Genomic DNA, 8,399 nt, shown 5'->3' with positions numbered 1-8,399 from the left:
GTAGGATCCGCCCCAGTAACGGGAATCCACCTCGTTTTCGGGGTAGGCCTTGAAGGCGAAGACCGCGTCGTCGGGGATGGAGTCGAGCTGGATGATGTGGAAGTACGTCGAGCCGAGACCGTCGGGGCAGTGGTAGATGTTCCCCGGGTAGTATTTGAGCTCGACGTCCACGCCGGAGACGACCTGATCCCCGGTGAATTCCCGGGTTCCCTCGGGCACGTTGTCGCTGACCTCGGGGTACGCGACCGGGTTGTCCTCGTCGGGGTTCAGGTCGTCAATGTAGTAGAAGCCGTTGTTGTTGGCCGAATTGCCCGAAAGATGAGCGCTGCGGTGGTTGGTGAACCAGTTCCACTCGACGAACTCGCCGAAGGCGTAGGCCAGGCCGCCCATGTCGTCCTCGAACTCAATGTCGGGGAAGGCTGCGCGGAAGATTTTATCGTATGCGTCGTTGAACTCGATGTTGGTCCCCGTGGACTCCTGGTACATGTCGTAGTTTTCCCAGTACATGGTGATCGGGTTGACCTGGTCGTAGGACTCCATCAGGTCCATGAGGGCCGGCGTCTGGTAAGTCAGGGACTCGAAGTAGTGGTTCCAGATGGTGCCGTTGTACCAGCTCAGGCCCTCCTGGCGGGTGAGGCCGACGTGGGTGGAAGCCATGAAGGCGCCCAGGCGGCCGCCCTGGTACTGATTGTAGGTGGGATAAGCCTTCTCCTCGCTCCAGACCGAGGTTTTTTCCTTGACATGGGAGGGGTTGGTCCAGTCGATGCCGAACTGAACGCCGTGGTGCAGCTCGTGGGCTCCCACGGTTTCCAGGCTTCCCCGAGCGCTGTCGGGGTTGTCGGTGTTGCGGAAAGCCATGTGGAAGCTTGCGTCCGCCCGGGGAGTTTCGTCATACGGGTAATCCACCTGGGCATAGGCCATGACGCCCGGGTCCATGCCGTCCTCGCCCATGCTGCGGAAATAGGCGTCGAAGCGCTCCCAGTCCGCCTGGGTGTCGCCCTCACAGTAGCCGTAGTCCTTCCCCGTGGGATACCAGGTGCCGTCCTTGACCGGGTAGTCGAAGAGCAGGTCGTCAACGAATACCCCGAAGGAGTGTTCGAGGGAGCTGCCGATGATTTCCACGATGTCGGGCACGCCGTTGTGGGGGTCGTCATCCTGGGGATACCACAGGGCGTGGGGCCCCACGCCGGCCCACCACATGCGGAAGTTGCCCTCGGGGGTATCGTAGTGGTGGATGTCGGGGGCGGGGATGTCGTAGCCGCGGATGGCGCCGGGAGTGCCTTCCTGGGTGGGCCGTCCGAGGTAGAGCAGGGCGTCGGCCAGGTCGCTCTCGTTAAAGAGCCCCTTGAGGACGCACATGTTGGCGTCGTAGATCAACATAGTGCCGCAGACGCCGGCCAGGCTGTCCGAGCCCCGGTAGGCGTCGGGGATACGGTCGGCGTCGCCGAAGGTGAGGTAGAGCTTGTAGAGGGCGTAGTCGGTGTAGGTGAGCTCGCCCCGCTCGTAGGCCGAAGAGACGAGATCGAGGGTGGTGGGGACGTCCTCCCCGTGGGCCAGGGCGCCTCCCGAAAGCAACAGTATTAAACTGATAATCAGCCGTCTGGGTAGCATGGGTCCACCTTGGGTTAGGTGTCGGGCTGGGTAAGGTTGTCGGACGAATATATCACAGGGGGCGCATGATGCCAAGCTGTAAACTCATTCCCCTTCCGCGGCGGCCCAGAACTTGGCCCTCTGTCCCAGGTAGAAGCCGTTCTCCGGGTCGAGCGCGAGGGCCTTCTCCTCCCATTCCAGGGCGGACTCGGGGTTCCCCGCCGCGTAGTGCGCCTCGGCCACGGTGTCCATGATGTTCGGGTCGTCCGGTTCCAGTTCATGAGCTCGAAAGGCTATTTCCAATGCCCTCTCCGGGTACAGCTTGCGGACGGCGAGAACCCAGGCCATTGAGTTGAAGAGCTGGGCATCCTCTTTCTCGGCCAGAGTCCGTTCGATGATGTCCATGGCGTACCCGTGAACCCGCGGGTCGGCGGAGTCGAGGTAGGGCTCGATGAGGAAATTCGCCTCCCACAAGTCGTAAAACCGCGCCAGCTCGGCCACCGGAGCCGGGTCGTCGTCCACCGAGATGTCCACGAGGCGGTCGGAGAGCGCCTGGTAGCCCCCCCCTTCGCGGACGACCAACAGGGCCGCCGACTGCTTGCCCCGGGAATCGCCCCCGGCCTCGTCCCCCGCCGTGAGCGCCGCCAGCATGCGCCGGGCCAGGGGACCCTCGGTCTCCAGATAGGCCCGCTCCATGTTGGTGAGCACCTCTTCGCCGACCAGGATGTTGCCCTGGACGGAGTAGTGCTCGCCCTGCCGATCGCCCGCCCAGGCCGAGGTCTCCCCGCCGGTGAAGGCGGCGACCCGACCCTCGGAATCCACAACCGCCACTTGGCGCTGCTGCGCATCTTCGTCGAACTCCTGGAGCACCTGGAGGGTCTGCTCGGCGGTGAAGCCCGCCTCCATCAGCTCCAGGCCGTACCTGCCGTACCGAAGGTCCGCGTACGCCTGGGTGGCCACGGCGCCGACTTCGGCCCGAGCCCAGGGAACGATGTAACCCACGGCGAGCACTCGGGAGGCGACGGCGACCCCCCATTCCCGGGCCTCGGGGTCGAAGGCGACGATGGAGAAGGTGGAGGTTATCGGTTTTTCCTCCGGGTCCGCGGCGAAAGACGCCGCCGCCAACGCGAGAATCGCGAGAAACGAAGCGAAGCGAGTAATGCCCCGGCAAATCGCCGCACCCATCGCCGGACGGTACCTCATGACGACTCCCCTCTTAAGTACGTTACGGGACAAGTATATGAAAAAGTGACCCGGTGCGACAGGTTTTCACGCTTGAGGGTTCGCCTCTGGTCGGGTATCATGCCCCCCGACAGGTGTCAGCCGCTCGGAGACCGCATGCGCAAAATTTGGCTTCTATTGGCGGTGCTCATCATCTCCGCCCAGGCCCGGGAGGACGACTTCACCTTCGTCATCCTCGGCGACCGCACCGGCAGCCACCAGGATGGCGTCTACGAGGCCGTGGTCGCCAAGAGCCTCTCCGAGAGGGCCGATTTTTATATGACGGTCGGCGACCAGATCGAGGGGTGGACCGCTGAGGAGGACGATATCAACGCCGAGTGGGCCGAGTACTTCAAAATCATCGAGCCTGTCCCCGTGGTCATCCACCTGACGCCGGGAAACCACGACATCTGGGACGACGCCTCCCTAGACCGTTGGCGCGAGTGGACCGGGTGCGAGCCCAATTACTCCTTCGACTACTCCGGCGTGCACTTCGTCGTGCTGGATACCAGCCGCTGGTATTTCACCGTCAATCTGCCGGAGGCGACCTTCGATTGGCTCGAGGAGGATCTGGATTCCCACGATGACGCACGGTTGACCCTGATCTTCACCCACAAGCCGCTCATCTACAACACCCTGACCGAGGGCTCGGGGGACCGCCTCCACAAGATTTTTCTGGAGCACGGCGTGGACGGGGTGTTCACGGGGCATATCCACACGTACGGCCGCACGGTCTTTGACGGGATTCCTTACGTCACCCTCGGCACATCCGGCGGCCACATCGAGGCGGGAGACTTCTTCCAGTACGCCGTGGTCAAGGTTTCCGGGGAGTCCTACACCCTGGAAATCGTGCCCCTGGAATCCGAGGCGCGGTACGGGCCGGATCTGGTCTCCATCACCGACCTCAAAACGAAGCGAAGCGAGTAACGCCCAGCAAATTGATGGGCCGTATCCGGGAGGAGGGGATCGTCTTCCCCGATGTCTTTCTCGACGAGAAGAATCCGAGCGGGCCCTTCACGTTCGAGATCGGGGTGGGAAACCCGCTGGATGCGCCCCTGAAGGCGGCCTGGACGGACTGGGTGGTCGAGCCGGCTGCGGGCGCGTACTCGCCCGATCCCGGAGCCAGCTGGCGGGCCGACTTCCGCCGCAAGGAGATTTCCAAAAATTCGTCGGCGGACCGGCGGTACCGCGTTGACTACGACGCGAATCCCTTCGGTCGGCTTCTTTTCACGGATTGACCGTCTCTTCTTTTGGAATGAAAGGAGGGCCTTACGGCCCTCTTTTCGCGCGTTTCTTTGGTCGGCTTCCGTTCACCGATTGCCCGATTCTGTGTTGACCTAAAAAAGGGAGGGCCTTACGGCCCTCTTTGCGTGCTTTTTTCGGTGGGTGTTTCTTTACCGTGTATCCAATCCATTATAAAAGGAGGGCCTTACGGCCCTCCTTGGTTTTGGCGGGTTTATCGGGCGAGAACCAGGCGACCAGTCAGGACGCGGTCGGCGGTGCTCAGGCGGCAGAGGTAGACGCCCGCGGCCGAGTCGGCGCAATCCCAGGTGAAGGTGTGGCGGCCCGCGCTGAATTCACCGTCGGCGAGGGTGGCCACCCGCCGCCCGGACAGGTCGTAAACAGCCAGGGTCACCCTGCCGTCGGAAGGCGTGTTCACATCAATGCACACCCTGTCGCTGGCCGGGCTCGGGTAGGCCTCACTGAGGGTCAGCCTGCCGAGGCCCTCGGGCACCGTCACCGTGATCGGTCCGACGCGTAACGCGGTGCCGTCCGAGTGGATGAGCTCCAGGTAGTAGGCGTTCGTATCGTCAGGTGCGCGGTCGAGGTAGCGGCCGCTTTCCCCGGGAAGGTCGAGGGAGTTGAGCCTGGTCTCATCGCGGTAGAGGTTTACCCCGATCAGGCCTCCGACGTCGGTCAGGGTCCAGCTAAGGAGCACGCCCTCGTCGGTGGGACTGCCGGCGAACGCGGTAACATCGGCGTCGGAGCTGGCCTCCACCTGGCAAACGCCCTCGTAGGGCCAGGTGTCCTGGTAGCTAACGGTGACGCTGAGCTCGCCTGCCTCATGCACGTCGGGGTAGAAGGTGACCTCGCCCGAAGCGCGGGTGTAATCCACGAGGTAGACGTCCGCGTCCTTGTAGAGGCACACCTTGGCGTTGAGGAGCGGGCCGTGGCTCTCGGTGTTGACGGTGACCTTGAACTCGCCGCCGCTCCAGTCGGTGGGGTGGGTGACGACGAGGGCTTCCGGAACGGCGCACCAGCCCTGCGTCTCGCAGGGACCGAGGATGTTCTGAACGTACATGACCCAGCGCATGTATGGGTTCACCTTGGCCGCGGGGACGAAGTAGTCCTTGGAGTAGGCCTGCGCGACGCCGAAGGAGGTCAGCCCCTCATCGAACATGCCGGCGAAGTACTGCTCGTCGAGGAGGTTGCTCTCGCCGGATTTGGGATCGCCGGGCATGTAGAGGCCGTAGCGGGAGTTGAACATGACCGCCACCGATCCCCCGTTGGGGGCCAGCACCAACCCCTCGGCTGCGCACCGGGCGCGGTCGAATCCGCCGCTCATGCAGCCCTGGGCGTAGAACCACCCCGCGTAGTCGCCATTGGTCATGCCGTAGGCGTCCGAGGTGGAGATGAAGTCGGACCCGGCGCCAATGATGTCGTAGTTGGAGTGGTGGAGTTGGTTGACCACGGCGGACCGACCGGCCTCGAACTCGGCGATGATGTCGGCGGCCGTGTAGTCCATGTCGCGCTGGTAGAAGTGGTTGTAGGGGAAGTCCACGGGAAGGTGCGTGGCCACCTGGTCCTTGCCGTCACCGCCCCAGGTCGGGATGTCGTCCAGCTTCCCGGCGAAGAAGACGGTGTTAAGCGGGAAGTCCGCGGGGATGCTTTTCTCGTAGACGAGGGTCTTGGAAACCATGGCCGTGGTCTCCTCGACCGTGTTCACCGGAAAGCGCGAAACGTAGACGTCGGAGTAAAGGTCCACCTGGTCGTCGGGCCATTCGCCCCAGTAGTCGTCGCTGTCGAAGTTCCAGTCGCCGTCCAGGTCGGCGTAGTAGTGGTCGCAGGGGATCATGTTGTCGTCCGGCGAACCGACGCTCGCCGCGAAGCCACGACGCTCGCGGACGAAATTGCAGTCGCCGCCCAGCACGACGTAAGTGGTGGACCAATTCTCGTAGGCGTCTATGATGAAGTTGCGGATTTCCTCGGCCTGGTCGCGGCCGCTGTAGTTTTCGATGATGTACTCCAACGTCACCACGGCGGTGGTGAGGCCCTTCTTGAGCTTCCAATCCACCAGCGGCTTGAAGGCGTCCACGAATTCCTCGCGGGTGATGAGGACCCACTCGGCCGTGCCGCCCTCGTCGGGCTCGTTGAGGTCAGCCTCGAAACCCGTGCCGATTACCTTGGGCGGCACGATTTCGGCGGATGTGCAGACCGATTCGGGGTTGATCACGAGGCTGCGGACCCGGTCGGCGTTGACTTCGGCGGTGGCCGGAGTCACGACCTTGGGGGTGTGAATCTCGTAGGACAGCGTCTCGAGATCGAGATTGAAGGTGATTTCAGTGATGACCTCGAGCCGACCCGATGCGGGGTAGTAGATGAAGGGGCAGAAGAGCATATCGGCCACGCCGTACCCCGCGATGTTACCCCCGCCCGTGGCAACCATGGGACGCGCGGGGTAGGCATCGTCGGAGGTGTAGACCGGGGAGAAGTTTTCCACGAATTCGCCGGGCTTGCTGATCGGCCGCGACTGCTGGGTTGGAAGGACCGTGTAGTAGCCCGGCAGTTCTTGGGTTTTCAGGGAGACGACCTGCACGTCGGCGGCGGACATTCCGTCGGGAACCGATACCCGGAGCGGCAGCCAGGGCATATGGGGATCCCCGACATCGTTGGTATAAACGCCGCCGGGGATGCGCGGGATGCTGTATCCCTGGCCCTCGTCCATCCCAACGTCCGCTGGGTTCACGGAGTATGTGTAGCCGAAGGCAATCGCGGGAACGAGAAGAAGAAGAAAGAGATATTTACGCACGGGGCCCCCTTTTTCGGTTCCTTGCCACGGAATACTTTACCTTGCCACAGGATTATTTAATATAAAACAATCCCTTTGGCAAGACAAATCCACCAAAGGCTTTACGGATTAAGGTTCTACGGGCGTGATACAAGGGCGCGATTCCACACGTCCGTATTATATCCTGCTACTCGGAGGCTTTCCAATCCTTATTTCAGGGGGACGAGAAGCGCCTTGGGTTCCGAGGTGAGGTTCTCGACTTTCCCCTCGGGAGTGACGCAAAGCGTGTCCTCGACCCGCACGCCGTAACCCCGATCCGGATAGTACACCCCAGGCTCGTTGGTGAAGACGCTGCCGGGCTGGATCAGGTCGGGGTTTTTCTCGGTTCCGCCGAGGCGCGGTTTTTCGTGGATGTCGAGGCCCACGCCGTGCCCCAGGCCGTGGCAGTAGCCGACCTGGGTCGCGGGGTTGGAGATTATGGTGGGGTGGCCGGCCCGGCCGATCAGGTCCGCCGCCCGTTTGTGGTAGGAGTAGGCGGAACCTCCGACCTCGATGGCGTTTTCGACCTCGGCCTGGACCTCCTTGACGAGCGTGTAGTCCCGGTCCGCCGCGGGGTGGACGCGACCGACGCACCAGGTGCGCGTCATGTCGAAGTAGTACCCGTGGCCCAGTTCGCGGGGGAACATATCGTAGACGATGGGCTCGCCCACCGCGAGCTGACGGGAATCGGTCCCGTGGGAGTGGGGGTAGCCTCCCTCGTCGCCCGGGGCGAAGATGGTGCCCACGTCCTCCATCAGCCCGCGCTTGAAGAGTTCCAGGGTGATGAAGCGCTTGACGACACCCACGGTCAGCGGCCCCTCCGGACCGAAGAGCTTCCCCCCGCGTTCCTCGGCGGAACCGAGAAGCTTCCGCACCTCGGCGTAGACCTCGCACGATTTTTCCCCGACCCGCCGGATGTGGGAGATTTCCTCGGCGTCCTTGGTCTCGCGGGCGCTGATGATCACGTCGTTCTCGTACTCGGGCTCGATTTGCACCTCGGGCACCGCTCCGTCGAGCGCCCGATAGAGGGCGTAGTTGGCGCCGAGTCCGCCCCGACCGTAGAGCGACACGCGCCCTTTCACGCCCACGTCCGCCATCATGCGGCGGATAAACTCCACGGCCCGTTTGAGGTGGTCCGGCTCTTTCACCAGAAGCTCATAGTAGTTGTACTTCGTCGTGTCCACGGCGGTGAAGGGCAGTCTCCTGGCTTCCTCGCGCTCGAAGGGTCCGGTGAAGAGGAACGCCCGACCGCCGCGGGGTTTCCACAGGGAGCAGTAGCCGATGGGGGCGTTGCCGAGGAAGTAGTGCATCGCGGGGTTGTCCCCGTTCCCCCCCTCGATGAAAAGCCAGTCTATCCCCCGCTCTTCCATGAGCCGGTCCAGGTCTTCGCGCACGGTGCTCCTTTGCGGTTTTTATTAACGGGGAGAGTATACCGTCCCCCCGGGGCGGGTGTAAACGGAAAACGCCCCCGTGGGGGGGCGTTCGCGTTGCGCGGTCCGGCGGGCTATTGGGGTATGCCGACCCGGGGCAGGAGCCAGCT

Annotated in this window: 6 protein-coding genes; 2 read left to right on the top strand and 4 right to left on the bottom strand. The window is 63.2% G+C overall.

Translation table 11 applies throughout. From position 1 onward, the window contains the following. Together NTW26_10525 and NTW26_10520 are read right to left on the bottom strand one after the other, a co-directional pair. On the bottom strand, positions 1 to 1,611 hold a 1,611-nt coding region (locus NTW26_10525; GenBank protein MCX7022685.1), incomplete at its 3' end, for a hypothetical protein. An 84-nt stretch (positions 1,612 to 1,695) separates the two neighbouring features. After that, positions 1,696 to 2,793, bottom strand: a complete 1,098-nt coding sequence (locus NTW26_10520) for a DUF1028 domain-containing protein (protein MCX7022684.1) — start codon at positions 2,791 to 2,793, stop codon at positions 1,696 to 1,698. A 135-nt stretch (positions 2,794 to 2,928) separates the two neighbouring features. On the opposite strand from NTW26_10520, the gene NTW26_10515 reads away from it, so the two are divergent. Both NTW26_10515 and NTW26_10510 read left to right on the top strand, forming a co-directional pair. Beyond that, positions 2,929 to 3,738 carry a metallophosphoesterase gene (locus NTW26_10515; GenBank protein ID MCX7022683.1) on the top strand — a complete coding sequence of 270 codons (810 nt, stop codon included), beginning with the start codon at positions 2,929 to 2,931 and terminating at the stop codon, positions 3,736 to 3,738. Positions 3,739 to 3,752: 14 nt separating this feature from the next. After that, complete coding sequence (locus NTW26_10510) at positions 3,753 to 4,049, top strand: hypothetical protein (GenBank protein MCX7022682.1); 297 nt, start codon at positions 3,753 to 3,755, stop codon at positions 4,047 to 4,049. A 218-nt stretch (positions 4,050 to 4,267) separates the two neighbouring features. On the opposite strand, the gene NTW26_10505 is transcribed toward NTW26_10510, so the two are convergent. Together NTW26_10505 and NTW26_10500 are read right to left on the bottom strand one after the other, a co-directional pair. Then, positions 4,268 to 6,841, bottom strand: a complete 2,574-nt coding sequence (locus tag NTW26_10505) for a C25 family cysteine peptidase (GenBank protein MCX7022681.1) — start codon at positions 6,839 to 6,841, stop codon at positions 4,268 to 4,270. Positions 6,842 to 7,029: 188 nt separating this feature from the next. Further along, on the bottom strand, positions 7,030 to 8,253 hold the full coding sequence (locus NTW26_10500; protein ID MCX7022680.1) for a Xaa-Pro peptidase family protein: 1,224 nt from the start codon (positions 8,251 to 8,253) through the stop codon (positions 7,030 to 7,032). Between the last annotated feature and the right edge of the window lie 146 nt (positions 8,254 to 8,399).

This window comes from bacterium, from assembly GCA_026398675.1.
GTDB lineage: Bacteria > RBG-13-66-14 > RBG-13-66-14 > RBG-13-66-14 > RBG-13-66-14 > RBG-13-66-14.
This window is presented reverse-complemented; position numbering and strand designations above follow the sequence as displayed.

Excerpts from the sequence above, each read along its gene's own strand:
- NTW26_10520 (MCX7022684.1), bottom strand. The coding sequence starts at position 2,793 with ATGAGGTACCGTCCGGCGATGGGTGCGGCGATTTGCCGGGGCATTACT.
- NTW26_10510 (MCX7022682.1), top strand. The coding sequence starts at position 3,753 with ATGGGCCGTATCCGGGAGGAGGGGATCGTCTTCCCCGATGTCTTTCTC.
- NTW26_10515 (MCX7022683.1), top strand. The coding sequence starts at position 2,929 with ATGCGCAAAATTTGGCTTCTATTGGCGGTGCTCATCATCTCCGCCCAG.